The 20,316-nt window shown below is 62.9% G+C and carries 18 protein-coding genes, 1 tRNA gene and 1 other RNA gene; 1 reads left to right on the top strand and 19 read right to left on the bottom strand.

Annotated features, from left to right (window positions below):
- Positions 1–7: 7 nt before the first annotated feature.
- From E0473_RS00765 to E0473_RS00705, 13 genes are all read right to left on the bottom strand, one after another.
- Entirely contained in the window at positions 8–673 is a 666-nt protein-coding gene (locus E0473_RS00765; protein ID WP_137678968.1) for an OmpH family outer membrane protein, read from the bottom strand.
- Entirely contained in the window at positions 673–3,381 is a 2,709-nt protein-coding gene (bamA, locus tag E0473_RS00760; protein ID WP_137678967.1) for an outer membrane protein assembly factor BamA, read from the bottom strand. The genes E0473_RS00765 and bamA overlap by 1 nt, the downstream gene beginning before the upstream one ends.
- 175 nt (positions 3,382–3,556) lie before the next feature.
- On the bottom strand, positions 3,557–4,666 hold the full coding sequence (rseP, locus tag E0473_RS00755) for an RIP metalloprotease RseP (protein WP_338325083.1): 1,110 nt from the start codon (positions 4,664–4,666) through the stop codon (positions 3,557–3,559).
- The gene (locus E0473_RS00750; RefSeq protein ID WP_137678966.1) at positions 4,656–5,813 is read right to left on the bottom strand and encodes a 1-deoxy-D-xylulose-5-phosphate reductoisomerase; all 1,158 of its coding nucleotides are present in this window, start codon (positions 5,811–5,813) and stop codon (positions 4,656–4,658) included. The genes rseP and E0473_RS00750 overlap by 11 nt, the downstream gene beginning before the upstream one ends.
- Positions 5,810–6,586, bottom strand: coding sequence for a phosphatidate cytidylyltransferase (locus tag E0473_RS00745; RefSeq protein WP_137678965.1), 777 nt, complete (start codon positions 6,584–6,586; stop codon positions 5,810–5,812). The genes E0473_RS00750 and E0473_RS00745 overlap by 4 nt, the downstream gene beginning before the upstream one ends.
- Positions 6,573–7,253, bottom strand: a complete 681-nt coding sequence (uppS, locus tag E0473_RS00740; RefSeq protein ID WP_137678964.1) for a polyprenyl diphosphate synthase — start codon at positions 7,251–7,253, stop codon at positions 6,573–6,575. The genes E0473_RS00745 and uppS overlap by 14 nt, the downstream gene beginning before the upstream one ends.
- Before the next feature lie 17 nt (positions 7,254–7,270).
- Positions 7,271–7,828, bottom strand: coding sequence for a ribosome recycling factor (frr, locus tag E0473_RS00735; protein ID WP_137678963.1), 558 nt, complete (start codon positions 7,826–7,828; stop codon positions 7,271–7,273).
- Positions 7,829–7,858: 30 nt separating this feature from the next.
- Positions 7,859–8,578 carry a UMP kinase gene (pyrH, locus tag E0473_RS00730; protein WP_137678962.1) on the bottom strand — a complete coding sequence of 240 codons (720 nt, stop codon included), beginning with the start codon at positions 8,576–8,578 and terminating at the stop codon, positions 7,859–7,861.
- 150 nt (positions 8,579–8,728) lie between these two features.
- Entirely contained in the window at positions 8,729–9,655 is a 927-nt protein-coding gene (gene tsf / locus E0473_RS00725; protein ID WP_137678961.1) for a translation elongation factor Ts, read from the bottom strand.
- Between the two features lie 104 nt (positions 9,656–9,759).
- Positions 9,760–10,536: a 30S ribosomal protein S2 gene (gene rpsB, locus E0473_RS00720; RefSeq protein ID WP_137678960.1), complete on the bottom strand. Its 777-nt coding sequence runs from the start codon at positions 10,534–10,536 to the stop codon at positions 9,760–9,762.
- Between the two features lie 469 nt (positions 10,537–11,005).
- Entirely contained in the window at positions 11,006–11,800 is a 795-nt protein-coding gene (locus tag E0473_RS00715; protein WP_241657360.1) for a CDP-alcohol phosphatidyltransferase family protein, read from the bottom strand.
- A 145-nt stretch (positions 11,801–11,945) separates the two neighbouring features.
- Positions 11,946–12,698 (bottom strand): phosphatidylserine decarboxylase, encoded by a 753-nt coding sequence (locus tag E0473_RS00710; RefSeq protein WP_137678958.1) that lies wholly within the window; start codon positions 12,696–12,698, stop codon positions 11,946–11,948.
- Positions 12,699–12,803: 105 nt separating this feature from the next.
- A tRNA-Tyr gene (locus tag E0473_RS00705) sits at positions 12,804–12,889 on the bottom strand.
- Between the two features lie 149 nt (positions 12,890–13,038).
- Here E0473_RS00705 and rlmB point away from each other — a divergent pair.
- Positions 13,039–13,836 carry a 23S rRNA (guanosine(2251)-2'-O)-methyltransferase RlmB gene (gene rlmB / locus E0473_RS00700; RefSeq protein ID WP_137678957.1) on the top strand — a complete coding sequence of 266 codons (798 nt, stop codon included), beginning with the start codon at positions 13,039–13,041 and terminating at the stop codon, positions 13,834–13,836.
- An 85-nt stretch (positions 13,837–13,921) separates the two neighbouring features.
- Here rlmB and E0473_RS00695 read toward each other — a convergent pair whose 3' ends face one another.
- The 6 genes from E0473_RS00695 to bla form a co-directional block, all read right to left on the bottom strand.
- Positions 13,922–14,194, bottom strand: coding sequence for an HU family DNA-binding protein (locus E0473_RS00695; protein WP_137679991.1), 273 nt, complete (start codon positions 14,192–14,194; stop codon positions 13,922–13,924).
- 267 nt (positions 14,195–14,461) lie between these two features.
- On the bottom strand, positions 14,462–16,855 hold the full coding sequence (lon, locus tag E0473_RS00690; protein ID WP_137678956.1) for an endopeptidase La: 2,394 nt from the start codon (positions 16,853–16,855) through the stop codon (positions 14,462–14,464).
- 112 nt (positions 16,856–16,967) lie between these two features.
- Complete coding sequence (locus E0473_RS00685) at positions 16,968–17,309, bottom strand: YbaB/EbfC family nucleoid-associated protein (RefSeq protein WP_137678955.1); 342 nt, start codon at positions 17,307–17,309, stop codon at positions 16,968–16,970.
- Between the two features lie 15 nt (positions 17,310–17,324).
- Positions 17,325–19,181 (bottom strand): DNA polymerase III subunit gamma/tau, encoded by a 1,857-nt coding sequence (locus tag E0473_RS00680; RefSeq protein ID WP_137678954.1) that lies wholly within the window; start codon positions 19,179–19,181, stop codon positions 17,325–17,327.
- A gap of 79 nt (positions 19,182–19,260) precedes the next feature.
- Positions 19,261–19,355: signal recognition particle sRNA small type (gene ffs, locus E0473_RS00675), an RNA gene on the bottom strand.
- Between the two features lie 42 nt (positions 19,356–19,397).
- The gene (gene bla, locus E0473_RS00670) at positions 19,398–20,315 is read right to left on the bottom strand and encodes a class A beta-lactamase (RefSeq protein ID WP_137678953.1); all 918 of its coding nucleotides are present in this window, start codon (positions 20,313–20,315) and stop codon (positions 19,398–19,400) included.
- Position 20,316 lies beyond the last annotated feature (1 nt).

Below are 20,316 nucleotides of genomic sequence, written 5' to 3'. Positions count from 1 at the left end.
GCCAGTTTTAGCGGCCCGAGGTGGCCGGCTGGCCCTGAGCGGCCTGCGCAGCGGCTGCAGCTTCCTGCTGCTGACGCATTTCGCGCGGCACCCAGCCTTCGGGCGGGGTAACCTGCACGCTCGGCAGCATAGTATTGAGCTGGTTCAGCACGGCCTCGTTGAGGTTGTGCGCGTTATCGGCCCACAGGACGGTGTCGGGGCTGAGCACCAGCGTCACGCCGGCAGCCTGCGCGGCGGCCTGAACGGCTGCGCCAAGGCGCTCTTCGATCTGCTCGGTGACATAGGTTTCCGAACGCGAAACCGGGGCAAGGATTTGGTTCAGCTCGGCCTGGCCGGTCTGCTGCAGCTGCTGGATCTGCTGCGCTTGCTGCTGCAAGGCGGCCTGATCGGGATTGGCCGACTGACGGGCGGTCTGGAACGCGCTCATCAGCGGGTTGATCTGCGCCTGCAGCGCGGCACGGCGCTGCTCGGCCTGCTGCAACTGAGCGGCAAAAGTTGTCTGCTGAGCGGTCTGCGCCGCCTGATAGGCGGACGAGTTGGCGATCACCGCCGGCAAGTTGACGATGGCGACCTTCTGCGCGGCCTGCGCCGTAGCGGGCGCGGCGGCAAAAGGTGCGGTCAGCGAAGCGAGTGCGAGCCCAGCGGCGAGCGCGGTCTTGGTGAGAAGTTTCATCAGAATTGGGTCCCTACGTTGAACGAGAGTGTCTTGGTCTGGTCGCCACGCTCCTTAGACAGAGCATAGGCTAGATCGATCCTGAACGGACCGAAGGGGGAGTTCCAGTTGACGCCAATACCAGCTGTGATGCGCGGCTTCCAAGTGTTCCCCACGAACTCCTCCGTGAAGAATCCGCCGAATGGGTTGACGAACAACTGTTCATTCGCCGCGCCGGTCGGCGAAGTCGGGCTGGTGACGGGCTCGAACTGCTGGTTGCCCTGATCGTCGAGCACCGGCGCACCGGTGTTGTCGACAACGAGCTGGCTGTAAAGCGCCTCGCCATCATTATTGCGGCGCGCAATCAGGATCGGATCGTCAGGCGTGTTTTGCGTCAGCACCGGCGTGTCGACACCGAACACCGAGCCCACATCGACAAAGATCGAAGGTCGCAAGCCAAGCTCGCGCGCGCCCGAACCCAGCGGAATTTCGATCTCCGCACGGGCGAGATAATAGGCTCGTCCGCCCAGAGCATCGTCGCGGTTCCTGTCGTTGTCGAGGTCGTTGAGGACGTAATTGCCCTCCTCATCCTGCGTGTAATAACGACGGATAACACGCGGCCCGACACCGCGAATGTCAAAGCCGCGAATTTGCGATTCGCCGAGGGTGAAACGGTCGGTCAGCAGCACGTCGCTTTCGCCCGGCTCGCGGCTGCCCCACCCCATGATATAGCCGCCTTCAAGGCGCAGCGAGCCGATGAAACCGCTGCCCAAAGGCACAAACTGCGCAGCCTCGGCCCGGGCCCGCAGATAGCGGGTATCGCCGCCAAGACCGGCGAGATCCAACCCGACCGTTGCTGAGCGTCCGCGAGTGGGACGAAGGCGCGAATCAAGCGAGTTGTAGCTGAGCGACAACCCAAGGATCGACTGGGTCCGCGATCCCAGCGCTTCACAAAGATAGCGGTTCGTGAACCCCGGTTCGCACGTAGCCACCCCATCACCGTCAAAGTCAGCGAAGTACCTGCTCTCGTCGACCGTAATCTCTTGGAAATTCAGCGTATAGCTGGCCAACGCGCTTAGATACTCCGACAGCGGAATACCCGTCCGCAGCCGCGCGCCAGTGGTCGAATTCTCGTAACTCGCGGTCTGGCCGGAGTAATAGCCGTTGTTGACCTCCTGCCGGTACAGCTCGAAGCCCGCGGCAATATCGCGGTCGAACACATGCGGCTCGGTGAAGCTGATGTTGCCCGATTTCTGATAGCGCGAATAGTTCACGCCCAGCCCGATCGACTGGCCACGACCACGGAAGTTGTTTTGGCGGATCGAGCCCGAGAAGATGAAGCTCTCAAGGCTGGAGAAGCCCGCCGACAGCGACAGTTCGCCGGTCGGCTTTTCCTGCACGTTGGCCACGAGGCGAATGCGGTCAGGGGAAGACCCTTCGACCTGCTCGATCTCGAAGTTCTCCTGGAAATAGCCGAGCGAGTTAATGCGCGCGTTCGAGCGGTTCACTTGAAGCGAACTGAAGGCGTCGCCTTCCGCGATACGGAACTCGCGGCGGATCACTTTGTCCTGCGTCAGCGTGTTGCCGTTGATCTCGATAGCCTCGATGTAGGTCCGGTCGGAATCGGCCACCGTGAAGGTGACGTCCATCGTCAGCGTCTCACGGTTGAGCCGGATGTCGGGACGGACGTTGGCGAAGGCATAACCGAAAGCGCCGGCCGTTTCGGTCAGCCCTTCGACCGTATTGTCGACCAGTTCGGCGTTATACCAGTCGCCGCTCTGCATGGTCAGCGACGAGGTCAGCGCCTCCGAACTGAAATCACGCAGCTGGCTGATAACTTCGACGTCGCCGAACTTGTAGCGCTCGCCCTCTTCCACCACGTAAGTGATGATGAAGTCGCGCTTGTCAGGCGTCAGCTCGGCCACAGCCGAAACAACGCGGAAATCGGGATAGCCTTCGGTCAGGTAAAACTGGCGCAGCTTCTGTTGGTCGAACGCGAGCCGATCGGGGTCGTAGCTGGTGTTCGAGCTGAAGATCTTGAAGAAGCCCGATTCCTTCGTGACCATCTCGCCGCGCAGTTCGCCATCGGAGAACTTATCGTTGCCGATGATGTTGATCTGGCGAACCTTGGACTTGGGCCCTTCGGTAATCTCGAAAATCACGTCGACACGGTTCTGGTCGAGCATCACCATCTGCGGCTCGACACTAGCGGCGAAGCGGCCCTGCCGCTTGTACAGCTCAATGATGCGGGCGACGTCGGCGCGGACCTTCGAGCGGGTGAAGATCTGGCGCGGCGCGAGGTTGATCTCAGGATAAATCTTGTCGTCCTTGAGGCGCTTGTTGCCCTCGAGCACGATGCGGTTGATCACCGGGTTTTCCTGCACCGTGATGACCACGTTGCCGTTGTTGTTGGCGATCTGGTAGTCGGAGAACAACTCAGTCGCCGCGAGATCGAGCAGCGCCTGGTCCGCCGCAGCAGCCGTATAGACCTGGCCCACACGCAGCTTCACGTAGCTGACGATGGTTTCCGGCTCCAACCGCTGCGCACCAGATACCGCGATCGAGCGGATCACATCGCCCTGCGGCTCACTTGCCGTCGTATCTTCGGCGGCGCTATCGGCCTCGGCCTCCTGCGCAAGCGCGGTGCAAGGCAGGCCTGCCAGCATCGTGCAACCCAGCAGGGTTGCAGCAAAGAATTTGGCACAAGGCGTCGCTGTCTTCGAAACCATTATCCGTCCACTCATCTCGGCACCGCACGCCCCGGAACCAACCTGCCCCTGCCATATTCAAACTGGCCAACCGGGAAAGGTGGGGATTGGCGCGAAAAGCGCCCTTGCCCGATGCGCCAGGCGCAATCAAGCAATCCATCCGTATTGGGAAGCGAGTACCCGTCCTTATCCCCGCCTAGCTACCGAAGATCGGCAACTTGGCAATGTCCAGTATCGTCACGAACAGCATCAGCGCGAGCACAAAGGCCATGCCGGTGCGGAACGCCCATTCCTGACTGCGCGGGCTGGCCGGCTTGCGACGGATTGCCTCTGCCGCATAAAAAGCCAGATGCCCACCGTCGAGGGTCGGGATTGGCAGCAAGTTAATGAATGCCAAGTTAATCGAGATAAACGCGATCAGCTCCACGAACGGGAGCGGGCCGAGGCTAAGCCGCTCGCCCGAAATCTTGGCGATGGTAAGCGGGCCGCCAAGTTCGTCGACAGAGCGTTCGCCGACAATGATCTGCTTGATCCCGGTGACCATCATGCCCATCAGATCGACGCTGCGTTCCGCCCCAAAGGCCAACGCAGAAATCGGCCCCTCGCGCACGAATTCCTGCTCGAACGAACCAATCCCGATCCGGCCGATGCGCGAAGCGTTACCAAAGCGATCCTTCAGCTCGACCTCGGCAATAGTGAGGTCGGTAGTGAGCTCGCTTCCGCCGCGTTCGTAGGTGAGTTCCACCGTGCGGCCGGGATAGGGTAGGATCAGTTCCTGCAGCTGCTGGAAGTTTTCCACCTCCGAGCCATCGACCGCGACGATCCGATCCTCCAGCTCAAGCCCTGCCGCTTCAGCGGGCGAGCCTTGCGTGATCGCCTGCACCACCGGCGGTGTGCTGGGCACGCCAAAGCTCATCGCGAAGCTCGCGAAGATAAGTACCGCGATAAGCAAGTTGGTGAGCGGTCCCGCCGCCACGATCAGCGCGCGCTGGTAAAGCTTGGCGTGCTGGAACGCGCCTCTTTCCGCCGGAGCATCGGGATCAGGCGCGGAGGCCGGGTTCATGTCGCCGACGAACTGTACGTAGCCGCCCATCGGGATCGCCGAAATCCGCCAGCGCGTGCCGCGACTGTCGGTCCGCCCCCACAGCTCCTTGCCGAAACCGACCGAAAAAACCTTCGCGCCAACACCGAACCAGCGGCCAACAAGATAATGCCCGAGTTCGTGCAAAGTGACGAGCGGGCCGAGCATCAGCAGGAAGCCGGCCAGCATCATCCACAGGGGAACCGATTCGAAACTATCTGGCAACTTGCAACATCTCCTTGGCGCGGGCCCTCGCCTCGGCATCGACGCTTAGCACGTCATCGAGGCAGGCAGGCGCATTCGGTCCGAATTTTTCGAGCACCGTGCCAACCAATGCAGCAATTTGGGTGAATTTTATCTGACCGTCCAGAAAAGCGGCCACTGCGACCTCGTTGGCAGCATTGAGCACCGCCGGCGCGCCAGCGCCCGCCTGCGCCGCCTCGCGCGCCAAACGCGTGGCCGGAAAGCGCTCCTCATCGGGGGCGAAAAAGGTCAGTTCGCCGATCGCGGCAAGGTCAAGCGGCTTGCACGGCGTGTCCATCCGCGCTGGGTAAGCCAGGCAAGAGGCGATGGGCACACGCATGTCCGAAGGGCCGAGCTGCGCGAGGGTGGAGCCGTCGCGGTATTCGACCATCGAATGGACAACGCTCTGCGGGTGGACGACGATCCTCAACCGGTCGAGGCCCACCGGGAACAAGTGCCAGGCCTCAATGAATTCGAGCCCCTTGTTCATCATCGTCGCGCTATCGACGCTGATTTTAGCACCCATGTCCCAGTTGGGATGAGCGACGGCCTGTGCGGGGGTGGCAGCCTCAAGCTCGGCGAGCGACTTCGTGCGGAACGGCCCGCCGCTGGCCGTAAGCGTGATCGAGCGTACCTCCTCGATGCGATTGCCTTCGAGGCACTGGAAGATCGCGTTATGCTCGCTGTCGGTCGGCAACAGGGTGGCGCCGTGTCGGGCCACCGCGTCCATCAGGATCGACCCGGCGGAAACCAGCGCCTCCTTGTTGGCAAGCGCGATGGAGCGCCCGTTCTCGACCGCGCGCATTACCGGGCCGAGCCCGGCGCAGCCGACGATGGCGGCCACCGTCATATCGACCGGTCGCGCTGCCGCTTCGCACAAGGCTTCGCGGCCACCGGTGGCCTCAATCGCCGTGCCAGCAAGGTGCTGGCGAAGCTCGTCAAGACAGCTTTCGTCGGACACAACAGCGACTTGCGCGTCGAATTCGATAGCGAGTTTTGCCAGCTTCTCCGCCGAGCAATTGGCCGTGAGCGCCACAACCTGCCAGCGCTCCCGATTACGGCGGATGAGGTCGAGCGTGGAATCGCCGATGGATCCGGTCGCGCCGAGGATGGAAATAGTACGGGTCATGAAAAGCCGAAGATTTGCGGCGCGGTGACGAGCAGATAGATGCCGACGAGCAAGGATACGGCCACCAGCCCGTCGATGCGATCGAGCACGCCGCCGTGGCCCGGAATAAGCTTGGACGAATCTTTCACACCGGCGCGGCGCTTGAGCCAACTTTCCAGAAAATCGCCACTCTGGGCGACAACCGCGATGAGCAGGCCCACCCCGATCAAAGCCGCATAGTCCCCCGCCTGCGGCTGCCAGTAGGGCCCACATCCCGTAGCGAAGCCACCATGTACATAACCAGAGGCTGGCTCACGCCATTCGCAGATCCAGCGCGGCACCTGGGAGTTGAGAACCACGGCCAGCGCGGCCCCGACGGTCCCGCCTGCGAGGCCCGCCCAGGTTTTCGACGGGCTGATCCGCGGCGCGATCTTCGGTCCGCCGATAGACCGCCCGAAGAAATAGGCGAACACGTCCACAGCGATCACCGCGCTGATAATCAATGCCAGCCACGAAATACTCTGCACGCTCACGCTCACGAGCACGAAAACAGCCAGAGCTAGATAAACCGCGCCAAAAACGGTCCAGGCAAGCCTCGCACCTCCGGTGAAACCCGCACTTGCCAGGCGCGAAAACTCCCAGAAACCTGCGGCACCCACGGCAACAATGAACGCCGTAAGCACCCAGCCGCCAAGCCAGATCGCCGCCCCCGCCACAGCTAGCATCACCACAGCGCTCGCCGCGCGCACGCCCAGATCGGACGCGCCCTTCGCCTTGCGGTCAGCGCCCTCCATAACGACGCTCCCTCGTAGCGAATTCTTCGCAAGCCCCGCGCAATTCGGCCTCACCGAAGTCGGGCCAGAGCACATCGGTAAAAATCATCTCGGCATAGGCCGACTGCCACAGCAGGAAGTTCGACAGCCGCACTTCACCGCTGGTGCGGATGAGCAGGTCGAGCGGCGGCAGCTCGGCAGTGTAAAGATGCTTCTCGATGGCAGAGGCCGTCACCTCGCCCTCTTGCGCCGCCAGCGCCGCCGCGCGGACGAGTTCCTGCTGTGCTCCGTAATTCAGCGCAACCGCCAGAGTGCGCGTTCCGCCTGCCGTGCGCTCCAGCGCATCGTCAAGTCGCGCGACAATATCGGGATCGAAGGCGTTGTAATCGCCGATAATTCTTAGGCGCAAACCCTTGGCGATAAAGTCCCCGATGTTCGCTTCGATGAAGCGGCGCATCAGGTTCATCAGGTCGGAGATTTCCTCTGCCTCGCGCTTCCAGTTCTCGCTACTGAAGGCATAGAGCGTAAGGCACTCGATCCCGAGCACCTCGCACGCCTCGACCACGCGCTTGACCGCATCGCCGCCCGCCTTGTGCCCCATGGCACGCGGCAGCCTGCGTTTCTTCGCCCAGCGGCCATTGCCGTCCATGATGATGGCGACATGACGGGGATAGGACGGTGCGGACATGGAAACCTTTCTGGCGCTTACTGCGTCAGGATTTCCTTTTCCTTGGCTTCGGTCGCCTTGTCCACATCGGCCACATACTGATCGGTCAGCTTCTGCACCTCGTCCTCAAGCCGCTTGCGCTCGTCCTCGGAGATTTCCTTCTTCTTCTCGTCGTCCTTGAGCGCCTCGTTGGCGTCGCGGCGCACGTTGCGGATGGCGATCTTGGCCTGCTCGCCATAGTTCCCGGCCAGCTTGGCCAGTTCCTTGCGCCGCTCTTCGTTGAGATCGGGCAGCGGCAGACGGATCGTCTGCCCGTCGCTCATCGGGTTGAGGCCGAGATTGGCTTTGGTGATGCCCTTTTCCACGGCGCTGACGTTCGACTTGTCCCACACCTGCACGCTGAGCATACGCGGCTCCGGCGCCGACACCGTGGCCACCTGGCTGAGCGGCATCATCGAGCCGTAAACCTCGACCACGACCGGATCGAGCAATGCGGTGTTCGCGCGGCCGGTACGCAGGCCGCCCAGGTCGCTCTTGAGGCTCTCCACTGCGCCCGCCATGCGGCGTTCCACGTCAGCCTTGTCGTATTTTGCCATGATAAATTCCTGAAATTCTTTATGTCTGAGTCAGTCCTTGCGGACAATCGTCTGCACACCCTCACCCGCCAGAACGCGCGCAACATTGCCCTTCTCGCGGATCGAGAACACCACGATCGGGATGTCGTTCTCGCGGCACAGCGCCACTGCCGCTGCATCCATAACCTTGAGATTGGCCGAAAGCACCTGCGAATACGAGATAGTTTCGAAGCGCACCGCATCGTCGGCCTTTTTCGGGTCCTTGTCATAGACCCCGTCAACGCTGGTGCCCTTGAGCAGCGCGTCGCAATTCATCTCCGCCGCGCGCAGCGCTGCGCCGGTGTCGGTGGTGAAGAAAGGGTTGCCGGTGCCTGCGGCGAAGATCACGATCCGCCCCTTTTCCAGATGCCGCTCTGCGCGGCGGCGGATATAGGGCTCACACACGGCGGGCATGGGAATGGCGCTCTGCACGCGGGTTTCCACGCCCGCATTCTCAAGCGCGTTCTGCATCGCGAGCGCGTTCATCACGGTCGCCATCATGCCCATATAGTCGGCGGTGGTGCGGTCGAGCCCCTTGGCCGCGCCCGAGATACCGCGAAAGATGTTACCGCCGCCGATCACGAGGCAGATTTCCAGCCCCGTGGCGTGAGCGGCCTTCACCTCTTCGGCGAGCCCCGCCACGAACTCGGCATCGATCCCGAATTCCTGCTCGCCCATCAGCACTTCGCCCGAGAGTTTGAGCAAGATGCGCTTGGTGTCGGGCAAAAGCATGTGGGGGTATCCTAAGGCAAGAATGCGTGTTGGCGGCGTCTTAGTGCGCGGGCCGTCCACTGCCAAGGGGGCTATGGCCGCGCCGCACAGCAAAACGGCCGCCGGAGCATCCCCCGGCGGCCGCTGTGTTGCTTCAAATGATCGAAAGGATCAGCCGGCCACAGCCGCGGCAACTTCTGCCGCGAAGTCGGTCTCTTCCTTTTCGATGCCTTCGCCGAGCTGGAAGCGGACATAGTCCTTCAGCACGATCGACGTGCCAGCTTCCTTGCCGGCCTTGGCGACCACGTCAGCGATCGGGGTCTTGTTGTCCATCACGAAGATCTGGCTGAGGAGAGCGTTCTCCTTGGCGTACTTCTTGACAGCACCGTCGACCATCTTCTCCTGCACTTCGGCGGGCTTGCCGCTTTCGGCAGCCTTTTCCGCAGCGATCTTGCGCTCGCGCTCGATCACGTCGGCATCGAGGCCGTCAGCGTCCAGCGCCTGCGGGAAGGCAGCAGCGATGTGCATGGCGATCTGCTTGCCGAGCGGCTCGAGCACGTCGGCACCGGCTTCGCTCTCAAGCGCGACCAGCACGCCGATCTTGCCAAGGTTCGGCGCGGCGGCATTGTGCATGTAGGGCACGATCACACCGTTCGACACGGCCACGCTCTTCATGCGGCGAACCTGCTGGTTCTCGCCGATGGTGGCGACATTGTTGGTCAGCTTGTCGGCCACGGTGCCGCCGTCGGGATAGGTGGCAGCCTTGAGCGCTTCCACATCGTCACCCTCGATGCCGAGAGCGACCTGCGTCGTCTTGCGCACGAAGTCCTGGAACTGCTCATTCTTGGCAACGAAGTCGGTTTCCGAGTTCACCTCGACCGCAACGCCCTTGGTGCCTTCGACAGCCACGCCGACGAGACCCTCGGCCGCGGTACGGCTCGACTTCTTCTGCACGGCGGCGAGACCCTTGGCGCGCAGTGCGTCGACCGCGGCTTCGATGTCGCCGTTGGTTTCTTCGAGCGCCTTCTTGGCGTCCATCATGCCTGCGCCGGTCTTTTCGCGGAGCGCCTTCACGTCGCTTGCGGTAAATGCAGCCATTGTTTTCTTCCTTTATTTTGTTCCGGTGGCGCCGGACCTGTGATGGCCGGCGCCTTGGAGTGCCTGTGTGACATGCCGCTTACATTGAGCGGCGCGCGGCCGGATCAGGCGTCGGCAGCAGCCGGAGCTTCGCTAACGGCAGCCTCTTCCGGCGGGACGTCCATGGCACCGATGTCGGCACCCGAATCGGTCACACCTTCGCCGCGACCGCTCGACGCGGCAGCAGCCACCGCCTCGCAATAGAGGCGCACGGCGCGGCTGGCGTCGTCGTTACCGGGAATCGGGAACGCGATGCCCGAGGGATCGACGTTCGTATCGAGCACGGCCACGACCGGAATACCAAGCACGTTGGCTTCCTTGATTGCGAGGTCTTCCTTGTTGGCGTCGATGACGAACATCACGTCGGGAACGCCGCCCATGTCGCGGATGCCGCCGAGCGAAAGCTCAAGCTTGTCGCGCTCACGGGTGAGGTTGAGGATTTCCTTCTTGGTCAGGCCAGCGGTGTCGCCGTTGAGCGTTTCTTCCAGCGTCTTGAGACGACGGATCGAGCCCGAAATGGTCTTCCAGTTGGTGAGCATACCGCCCAGCCACCGGTGGTTGACGAAGTGCTGGCCGCACGAACGCGCAGCCTGTGCAATCGGCTCAGAAGCCTGGCGCTTCGTGCCGACGAACAGCACCTTGCCACCAGCGCGGGCAGTCGCCTGCACGAAGTCGAGCGCACGGGCCATCAGCGGCACGGTCTGCGACAGGTCGATGATGTGAACACCGTTGCGGGCACCGAAAATATACGGCTTCATCCGCGGGTTCCAGCGGTGGGTCTGGTGGCCGAAGTGTGCGCCGGCCTCGATCAATTGCTGCATCGTGACGGTAGGAGCCGCCATAGGTAAATTCCTTTCCGGTTAAGCCTCTGGATAGCGGGGAACCGGACCCGGCAAGAAGCCGGATGCGGCACCGGTGATGTGTGCCATCCATGTGGATTTGCTGAAAAACGCCCATGCGAGGGAATCGCATGACCCGCTTCAACGCGGCGGCCTTTAACGCCCTTGCGAGAATTAATCCAGCCCCAACTACGCAAAGCGCGCCGCGAGGCCCGGAACCAAGCCGACCTTCGCCATTTGTTCCAAAATGGTGGCAAAACCACTTGACGGACTGGAACAAAAAAAGAACAAAGGCCGCATTGAGAACATTGCCGGAACATCCGGTGATTCGCAACTAGGAAGACTACGATGATCTTTGCTGTCGCTCTCTCGCTATTTTTCGGCGTTTTGGCCGGGCTTTCTTTACTCGTATGCTATCGTTCGGGCGCTGAAGGCCTTGCGCAGTGGCGCACGATCAAGGCGGAATTGGCGCTTATCGATCAGGCCGGTCGGCAAGAGATTGCTCCACTTCGTCCACGCCCAACGGCTTTCGCGCAGGGGGCCTGGCGGCTTCATCGCGGGCGCGCCTGACCTTGGCATAGCGCACGATGCCAAGCGGCATCAGCGCGAGGTAGATTGTGGAGATAAACGCCAGCGTCCACCACGGCTCGCTCAGCAGCGCGGCGAACAACAGGCCCGAAAGCGCAATGGCAGGGAGGCGCACGTCGGAAGACGGACGCAGCGATTTCCAGCTCAAGGTGGCAATGTTGCTGATCATCAGTACCGCTATTGCCAGCGCCCAGAGGCCCACCAATATCGGCTCACGGAAGATCGCAAGGCCGCTGCCCAGCCACAAATAGAGAGGCAGAAACACCAGCCCCGCCCCGACCGGCGCCGGAACACCGGTGAGAAAACCGGCAGACTTATGGGGCTGCTCATCGACATCGATCTGCGCATTGAACCGCGCAAGGCGCAAAGCGCAGCAGATCGCAAAGGCCAAAGCCGCGAACCAGCCCAGGCGCGGCAAGTCTTGCAAAGACCACAGGAACAACACCAGCGCGGGCGCCATGCCGAAACTGAGCGAATCGGCCAGACTGTCCAGTTCGGCGCCAAAGCGCGACTGCGCCTTCAAGAGCCGCGCAATACGGCCATCGATCCCGTCGAGCATACCGGCGAGGATGATGGCGAACATGGTCTTTTCCCACTCGCCTTCGATGGCGAAGCGGATGCCGGTCAGCCCGGAGCACAGGGCTGCTGCCGTAATCGCATTGGGCAGCACCGCGCGCATCGATAGCCCACGCGGGGCCAGTGAGCGCTGAGTCGATTCATGTTCGCTGGCCTTGGGGCCGAGCCAAGCCGGGCCATGCGGCACGGGACGCTCCTCATAAGGCAGCTCATTGCGGTCGATATCTTCGTCGCTCATAGTTGCCCCCTCACTGGGTCACGCCTTCGATCAAAGCTGTTGCCCCGATCTCGGCCAAAACGGTTTCGCCTGCGATCATCCGCTGACCGGGGAGAACCTTGGGGTCAGTTCCGGCGGGCAGATAGACATCGACCCGGCTGCCGAACCGAATCAGCCCAACCCGCTGCCCTGCCGCGACAATGTCACCAGGCTTCACGAAGGGCACGATTCGGCGCGCCACCAGTCCGGCGATCTGAGTAAAGCCAACGGCCGCTCCGTCGGCCTTTTCGATCAGGATATGCTGCCGCTCGTTCTCTTCGCTGGCCTTGTCGAGGTCGGCATTGAGAAAGCGGCCCGGCACATAGACAATGCGCCGAATCGTCCCGGCGACGGGCGCGCGGTTGATGTGAACATCGAACACCGACATGAAAATCGAGATTCGCGTAACCGGCTCGCTGCCGAGGCCGGGGCGCCCCTGCTCATCAGCGCCCTGCAATTCGGGCGGCGGGGCAACCTGCGTAATCAGCGAAACCATGCCATCAGCGGGGGCCACGATCAGCCGGTCGCTTTGCGGCACCACGCGTTCGGGATCGCGGAAGAATGCGAACACACCGCCGGTCAGCGCCAGCAGCGGCCAGCCCAGATATTCCCAGTCGACCAGGAACAGCACGATCAGCGAGATCGCAAGCGCCAATAGCCCGAAGCGGCGCCCCTCGGGATGGACGGGCGGAAAGCTCCACTCGCCAATACCGCGCCCGCGATTATCTTTCAGTTCACCTGCCATCGCCGCAAGTTAGTGAATCAGGCCTTGGCCTACAAGCGCAGCCACCGGCTTATACGCGGGTTTGCTGCGCCTAAGAGCGAGAAACGCATCATTGGGGAGCGGCGGTGGTGGACAGGGCTGGATTCGAACCAGCGTACGCTTGCGCGGGCAGATTTACAGTCTGCTGCCTTTAACCACTCGGCCACCTGTCCACACAGATGCCGGATGCAGGCCCGAGAACCTGCTGCGAAAGTGGCCCCAAAATGGGTGCCGCTCCGGCCGAGAGGCGCCCCTTTGGCGAAGCGCCGCTTGCCTGTCAATGGTCGCACTGGCACTAGGCGCGCGAAAGTTAGGACACGAAATGGCAAAACAGTCGGAAAAACGAAATTTGCGCGGCCGTGCTGGACGCATGAAAGGCGGACGTGGCTCGGGTCGTACGAACAAAGGCGCGGTGCGCCTATGGGGCCGTCACGCGGTTGAGGCAGCGCTGCTTAACCCTGTGCGGCAACACCGCAAGCTCTGGGCCACCCACGAGGGCATAGAGAGCCTGTGCGGCGATCTTCCGCCCGATTTCCCGCTCGAATATGCCGGACCGGAAGACCTCGCCCGCCTCGTCGCGCGCGATGCGCCGCACCAGGGGCTGGTGCTCGAATGCGAACCGCTTGAGGATCTGCACCTCAGCGAAGTGCTCGCGAGCGACGACAATCGGCCGATTCTCCTGCTCGATCAGGTGACCGACCCCCACAATGTCGGCGCGATTCTCCGCTCGGCGGCGGCCTTCGATGCTGCTGCCATCGTAACGCAGGATCGCCATGCCCCGCCTGAAGGCGGCGTGCTGGCAAAGTCTGCCTCCGGGGCGCTGGAAAAGGTGCCGTGGGTGCGGGTCGTCAACCTGTCACGCGCGCTCGAAGAAATTGCCGCAGCCGGATACTGGCGCATCGGCCTGACCGGCGAGGCGGAGGCCACGCTTGCCGAGGCCCTTCCCGCCGGACCGGTGGCTCTGGTGCTGGGCGCGGAAGGCGAAGGGATGCGCGCCAACGTCGAGAGCCACTGCGATGCGCTCGCCAAACTGCCGATCAGCGAGGCGATGGAAAGCCTCAACGTATCGAACGCCGCCGCCATCGCGCTTTACGCCATAGCGACGCGCGTAGAAGGCTGATCACCGCTTCGGACAAAGAAAAAGCCGTCCCGCAAGGGACGGCTTATCTTGCCGACCATGAAGGCCGGACGAAAGTTGGTTCGGCTTAGTTGACCGCATCCTTGAGGCCCTTGCCAGCCTTGAACTTGGGCTGGGTGGAAGCCTTGATCGTCATCGGTTCGCCGGTGCGCGGATTGCGACCGGTCGACGCCTTGCGCTTCGCAACCGAGAAGGTGCCAAAGCCGACCAGGCGCACTTCATCGCCCTTCGAAAGAGCCCCGGTAATGGTGTCGAACACACCCTCCACAGCCTTTGTGGCATCGTTGCGCGACAGGCCGCTGACGTCAGCAACGGCACCGATCAATTCGTTCTTGTTCATCTCGTTGGAAACCCCTCGTTCCAGTGTCATAGCGGCGGGCCAAGAAGCGAAAACAGACTCGCCACGCTGGCGCAGCAAGAGAGCGACTTTTCCCGCTAGTGTCAAAGGCAAAGCCACTCCAAGTGGCGCAATTCCGCGGTAAATCGAGATTTTAGGTTATTCGGGTTACCATTAGATACTGAACCAACCGCAGCAATGGTCAATTTGCTGGCGTAAGTGGAGCCGATTCGCTGCGGCGCAACCACGGTGATGCGCCGCAGCAGAAGCTCAATGCGCCGTCGGCGATGGCGGCGCGTCGGTCCCACCGGCGGCGGGCTGGCTCGCCAGATCGTCGGCCTCGGTCCATTCGATGGGCGCTGGAATCGCGCTCAACGCATGTTCCAGCACCTGGTCGACATGGCTCACCGGAACGATCTCCAAGCCTTCCTTCACATTGTCGGGAATCTCGGCGAGATCTTTTTCATTCTCCTCCGGAATGAGCACCTTTTTGATCCCACCACGCAGCGCCGCGAGTAGCTTCTCCTTCAAGCCGCCAATCGGGAGCACCCGACCGCGAAGGGTAACCTCGCCGGTCATCGCCACTTCGGGGCGCACGGTGATACCGGTCAGCGTCGAGACGATCGAGGTGACCATCCCGATGCCCGCGCTCGGTCCATCTTTGGGCACCGCGCCTTCGGGCAGGTGGATATGGATGTTCTTGCGCGCAAAGACGCTCGGCTTGATACCGTAGGCTGGCGCGCGCGCCTTCACGAAACTGAAAGCCGCGGCGACACTCTCGTTCATCACGTCGCCGAGCTTGCCGGTGGTCTTCACCTCGCCCTTGCCCGGTGTCGTGACGCTTTCGATTGTGAGCAGCTCACCGCCAACCGAAGTCCAGGCGAGGCCCGTCACCGCGCCGACCTGCGCCTCATCTTCCGATACGCCGTGCTTGAAGCGGCGAACCCCGGAGAAATCCGACAAATTTTCGGGCGTCACGGTGACGCTTTTGGTTCTGCCTTCGAGTATCTGGCGCAGCGCCTTGCGGCACAGCTTGGCAATCTCTCGTTCAAGCGTGCGCACGCCCGCCTCGCGGGTGTAATAACGGATCAGGTCGCGCAGGCCTTCTTCGGTGAGCGTGAACTCGCCCTTCTTGAGCCCGTGGGCTTTGATCTGCTTGGAAACGAGGTGCCGTGTCGCGATTTCGACCTTCTCATCCTCGGTGTAACCTTCGAGACGGATGATCTCCATCCGGTCAAGCAACGGCTGCGGCAGGTTCAGCGAGTTCGCCGTGCAGACGAACATCACGCCAGACAGGTCGATATCGAGTTCGAGATAGTGATCCTGGAACTTCGCGTTCTGCTCGGGATCAAGCACCTCGAGCAGCGCCGAAGCCGGATCGCCGCGGAAATCCTGACCGAGCTTGTCGATCTCGTCGAGCAGGAACAGCGGGTTGCTGGCACCGGCCTTCTTCAGGTTAGACACAATCTTGCCCGGCATCGAACCGATGTAGGTGCGCCGATGGCCACGAATCTCGGCCTCGTCGCGCACACCGCCCAACGACTGGCGGATGAACTCACGCCCGGTTGCCTTGGCGATCGACTTGCCGAGGCTGGTCTTGCCGACGCCGGGAGGGCCGACGAGGCACAGGATCGGCCCCTTTAGTTTGTTGGTGCGCGCCTGCACCGCAAGATATTCGACAATCCTGTCCTTCACCTTGTCGAGCGCGTAGTGGTCGGCATCGAGCACCTCCTGCGCCTTGGCGAGATCCTTCTTGAGGCGGCTCTTCTTGCCCCAGGGCAGGCCGAGCAGCACATCGAGATAGTTGCGCACCACGGTGGCTTCGGCGCTCATCGGCTGCATCGATTTCAGCTTTTTGAGTTCCGCCTCGGCCTTGGTCCGGGCTTCCTTGGAAAGCTTGGTTTCGGCGATCTGCTTGGTGAGTTCGGCTATCTCGTCGCCCTCATCGCCCTCGCCGCCGCCCAGCTCGCTCTGGATCGCCTTCAATTGCTCGTTGAGATAGTATTCGCGCTGGGTCTTTTCCATCTGCCGCTTCACGCGGCCACGGATCTTGCGCTCGACCTGAAGGACCGAAAGCTCGCCCTCCATCACCGAGAAGACCATCTCCAGCCGCTTGAGAACATCGACCTCGGCAAGCAGCTGCTGCTTGCTATCGACCTTGGCGGCAAGGCTGGCGGCAATGGCATCGGCCAGCGCGCCCGCGTCTTCGATGTCGCGCAACTCGCCCTCGATCTCGTCGCTGAGCTTCTTGTTGTGGCGCGCATATTCGGCGAACTGGTCAAGTGCCGAGCGCATCATCGCCGAGACTTCGCTGCCCGAGGCGGTCTGCTCCTCGATCAGCGCGGTCTGTGCGAGAACGAAGCCATCGCTCTCGCGCATGTCGAGCATCCTGGCGCGCGCCTGCCCTTCGACCAGCACGCGAACGGTGCCGTCGGGCAGTTTGAGCATCTGCTGAACCTGCGCGATCACGCCGACGTCATAAAGATCGTCAGCCTCGGGATCGTCACAGTTGGGATCGAGCTGGGCGACCAGCAGGATGTCCTGATCGCCCGCCATGGCCGCTTCAAGCGCGGCGACCGACTTGTCGCGGCCCACGAACAGGGGCACGACCATGCCGGGAAACACGACGATGTCGCGCAGGGGAAGAAGGGGAAATGCGGTCATAATAGGTATCCGAAAGCTCTGTTTGCTCAAGGATATGGGGACGACCGGCCGCCCCTGCAATGCGGTGAAAGGCCGGGGCTGTGGACGGAGCCACTAGCGACCGGCCATCGCATCACCCCATGCCCGGCAGATTGAACCCCGGCGGCAGGCCGAGGCCGGACTGCATTTCCTGCATCTGCTCGTTGGCGGCGCGGTCCGCCTTGTCGCGCGCATCGTTGAAGGCGGCCGCGACCAGGTCTTCCAGCATCTGCTTCTCGTCTGGCACGATCAGGCTGTCATCGATGGCCACGCCGATGATCCGGCCGCGCGCGCTGGCACGCACTTTCACCAGACCGCCACCCGAATTGCCTTCGACCTCGATATTGTCGAGCTTCACCTGCGCATCGCTCATCTGTTGCTGGATCTTCTGCGCCGCTTCCTGCGCGGCCTTCATCATTTCTTCCATGCTCTGCATTGTTCAATCCTTGCTTTAGCCGCGCTGGCTCCATTGCTGGTGGCCGCGCGGCGCTTCTGTTTCCTCAACAAATTCTGCCCCCGGAAAGGCCTCGAGAGTGGCCCGCACCAGCGGGTGGGCTCGCACCCGCGCTTGCTCCGCCGCCGCTTCGGCCTCGGCCTGCTCGGTGAGCGAGGGGGCGCCCTGCCCCTCCCCGCGTTCGACCCGCCAGCTTGCACCGGTGGCTTTCACCAGCGCCTCGCGAATCTCGCGCGAGGGATCATCTTTGATGCCGTCTGCGAGTTGGTAGATCAGTTCGCCCGGCGCAAGGCTGATTACCCGCACCCAGTCGCGCATAGTGGCTGCTGCGATCAGCGCGCCACTGGCATCGACCCGGTCCACCAGCTCGGACCAGTCGATCCCAGCAACCTGCACCGAAGCGACTGGCGCTGCGGCTACCGCCCCTGTCGGCGCACTGGCGGACGGCGCACCAGCGGAGGGCGCAGCGCCGCCCGAACCGCTTGCGGCCATATCCTGCAATTGGCGAGCGAGTTTGCCCGGATCAGGCATATCGGCGGCATGGAGAACGCGCAGAAGCGCCATTTGCGCCGCCACCAGCGGATCGGGCGCGCGCGCCACCTCCTCATGCCCCTTGAGCAGCAGCTGCCACAAACGGTGGACCTGCCCCGGCGACAAGCGCCCGGCCCAGTCGCTCACCGCTTCGCGCTCGTCAGCGACAGGCGCATCGCTTTCACCGCCGGCGACCTGGGCCAGCGCGATCTTGTGCGTAAACTCCATCAAGGAACGGATCAGCGCCAGCGGCTCCACCCCCAGCGCATATTGCCCGTCGACCGCCGAAAGCATTTCGGGTGCATCGCCTTTCAGCAGATGCTCGAACAATCGCCGCCGCGCGCCGCGGTCGGCAAGGCCGAGCATCGACTGGACCTTCGCCGCCGTCACCTTGGTTTCGCCTTCGCCCGAATCCATATCGGCATGGGCAATGGCCTGATCGAGGATCGACAACCCGTCACGCACCGATCCTTCCGCAGCAGCGGCGACCAGCGCGATTGCCTCGTCCTCGGCTGTCACCCCTTCCAGCTCGCAGATATGCGCGAAGTGGCTGGCCAGCAGCTCGCTCGGAATGCGCCGCAGGTCGAAGCGCTGCGTGCGGCTGAGCACCGTCACCGGCAGCTTTTCGACCTCGGTGGTCGCGAACAGGAACTTCACATGGGCGGGCGGCTCTTCGAGCGTCTTCAGCAACGCGTTGAAGGCGTTGCGCGAGAGCATGTGGACTTCGTCGATGATGTAGATCTTGTAGCGCGCCGATACGGCGGAATAACGCACCGCCTCGATGATCTCGCGCACATCGTCCACGCCGGTGTGGCTGGCGGCGTCCATCTCGATCACGTCGATATGGCGGCCTTCGGCGATGGCCTTGCAGGGCTCGCACACCCCGCACGGGTTGATCGTGGGGCCGCCCTCGCCATCGGGGCCGACGCAGTTGAGCGCCTTGGCGATCAGCCGCGCGGTGCTGGTCTTGCCGACCCCGCGCACGCCGGTCATCAGGAAGGCATGGGCCAGCCGGTCGCGCGCGATCGCGTTCGACAGCGTACGCACCATCGGCTCCTGCCCGATCAGCTCGGAGAAGGTCTGCGGACGGTACTTTCGCGCAAGCACGCGATAGGGCTGATTCGCAGCCGGAGGCGCTGTGGCAGGCGCAACGGGTGCGGGAGCGGCCTCCTCCGCCACACGCGCAGGCGCGGCAACTGGCTCCGAATCGCCGAACATCGCGTTTTGCCCTGCTGCCTCAAGCTCGGCAGCGCTCGGCTGGGCCTCTTCCTCTTCGCCCTGATCCCAAGGCGGCAGGCCAGAATTGTCCGGTGAATCGCTCATCGCTGTAATCTAGGCCCGGGCTTGCCCGCTGTCGAACGATTGCAGAAGCGCTGTGCCCGCATAATTCTCTGCCTGAGGGGTAAGAGGAGCCGAGCGACCCGCCGCAAGACACTTGGGCTGCTTCCTTCCGGACCTGACCCGGTGAGCGAACGCAAACGTCCACCCGACTCCCGGCGCGCCATATGGCAACCTAGCGACTATAGTTCAAGCGCAAGATCACGCTTCGGGGCGAACAAGCTCCGCTGCGATAGCGCCCACCTCGGCCGCAAGCTCGTCGACAAAGGCACCCGTCTCTCGCGGGCGATCGAGCATGAAGGCCAGCGTGTACCAGCCGCTGCCATCGGGATCGAACACCGCGATATCGTTGATCTCCACTGCGCCGGGTTCGGCACAATACCAGGTCTTGTCGCCTACGCGCCAACCTTCGGGCACGCCCGCACGCAGCCGGTCTAGCCCGGTCACGCTGGCGTTCAGCCACCCGGCGAGATGATCGCGCTGGGCCGCGCCGAGAATCGCATCGTCGTGCATGACTTTGCGATAGGTTTCGGCAAAGGCCAGCGGAGCGGTGGTGTCGCGCGGATCGCCGGCAGCGTTTTCGTTGAGTTCCAGTTCGCGCCGGTCAAGCCGCGTCACATCGTCGCCCAAAGTGCGAATCCACTGCGTCAGTCCGCTCGGGCCGCCGACCTGATCGAGCAAGAGATTGGCCGCAGCGTTATCGCTGACGGTCACGATATGCTCGGCCGCCTCGCCGACCGTCATCCATCCTTCGTCCAGCCGCGAGCGGGTGAACGGCGCATGGCCTTCCACCGCCGCCGGATTGATCGTCAGCCGGTCATCGAGCTGCAACCCGTTCGGGTCTGAGAGGATACGCGCGGCAAGCAGGGTCTTGAAGGTCGAGCACATAGCAAAGCGCTCGTCGCCGCGCTGCGAGAGGATGAAGCGCCCTGCGGGATCGACCAGCGCGACGCCAAGCCGGCCGCCGCTGCGTTTCTCGATATCGATAATTCGCGCCTTTGCCGCCGCGATTGCCACGGCAGAGGGCGCGCTTGCCTCGCTCTGCACCTCGCTAGCGGACGCGAAACATCCGCCCGCCGCGATCAGCGCGGCGAGAATACCGTAAGTCCAGATTTTCACT

This window comes from Aurantiacibacter suaedae, from assembly GCF_005434915.1.
In the GTDB taxonomy this organism is placed as follows: Bacteria; Pseudomonadota; Alphaproteobacteria; order Sphingomonadales; family Sphingomonadaceae; genus Alteraurantiacibacter; species Alteraurantiacibacter suaedae.
This window is presented reverse-complemented; position numbering and strand designations above follow the sequence as displayed.

Bases quoted from the DNA above. Each gene is read 5' to 3' on its own strand.
- E0473_RS00765 (WP_137678968.1), bottom strand. From the start codon at position 673: ATGAAACTTCTCACCAAGACCGCGCTCGCCGCTGGGCTCGCACTCGCT.
- bamA (WP_137678967.1), bottom strand. From the start codon at position 3,381: ATGGTTTCGAAGACAGCGACGCCTTGTGCCAAATTCTTTGCTGCAACC.
- E0473_RS00750 (WP_137678966.1), bottom strand. From the start codon at position 5,813: ATGACCCGTACTATTTCCATCCTCGGCGCGACCGGATCCATCGGCGAT.
- E0473_RS00745 (WP_137678965.1), bottom strand. From the start codon at position 6,586: ATGGAGGGCGCTGACCGCAAGGCGAAGGGCGCGTCCGATCTGGGCGTG.
- uppS (WP_137678964.1), bottom strand. From the start codon at position 7,253: ATGTCCGCACCGTCCTATCCCCGTCATGTCGCCATCATCATGGACGGC.
- frr (WP_137678963.1), bottom strand. From the start codon at position 7,828: ATGGCAAAATACGACAAGGCTGACGTGGAACGCCGCATGGCGGGCGCA.
- pyrH (WP_137678962.1), bottom strand. From the start codon at position 8,578: ATGCTTTTGCCCGACACCAAGCGCATCTTGCTCAAACTCTCGGGCGAA.
- tsf (WP_137678961.1), bottom strand. From the start codon at position 9,655: ATGGCTGCATTTACCGCAAGCGACGTGAAGGCGCTCCGCGAAAAGACC.
- rpsB (WP_137678960.1), bottom strand. From the start codon at position 10,536: ATGGCGGCTCCTACCGTCACGATGCAGCAATTGATCGAGGCCGGCGCA.
- E0473_RS00715 (WP_241657360.1), bottom strand. From the start codon at position 11,800: ATGCGCGCGGTGCTGCCCAATGCGATTACGGCAGCAGCCCTGTGCTCC.
- E0473_RS00710 (WP_137678958.1), bottom strand. From the start codon at position 12,698: ATGGCAGGTGAACTGAAAGATAATCGCGGGCGCGGTATTGGCGAGTGG.
- rlmB (WP_137678957.1), top strand. From the start codon at position 13,039: ATGGCAAAACAGTCGGAAAAACGAAATTTGCGCGGCCGTGCTGGACGC.
- E0473_RS00695 (WP_137679991.1), bottom strand. From the start codon at position 14,194: ATGAACAAGAACGAATTGATCGGTGCCGTTGCTGACGTCAGCGGCCTG.
- lon (WP_137678956.1), bottom strand. From the start codon at position 16,855: ATGACCGCATTTCCCCTTCTTCCCCTGCGCGACATCGTCGTGTTTCCC.
- E0473_RS00685 (WP_137678955.1), bottom strand. From the start codon at position 17,309: ATGCAGAGCATGGAAGAAATGATGAAGGCCGCGCAGGAAGCGGCGCAG.
- E0473_RS00680 (WP_137678954.1), bottom strand. From the start codon at position 19,181: ATGAGCGATTCACCGGACAATTCTGGCCTGCCGCCTTGGGATCAGGGC.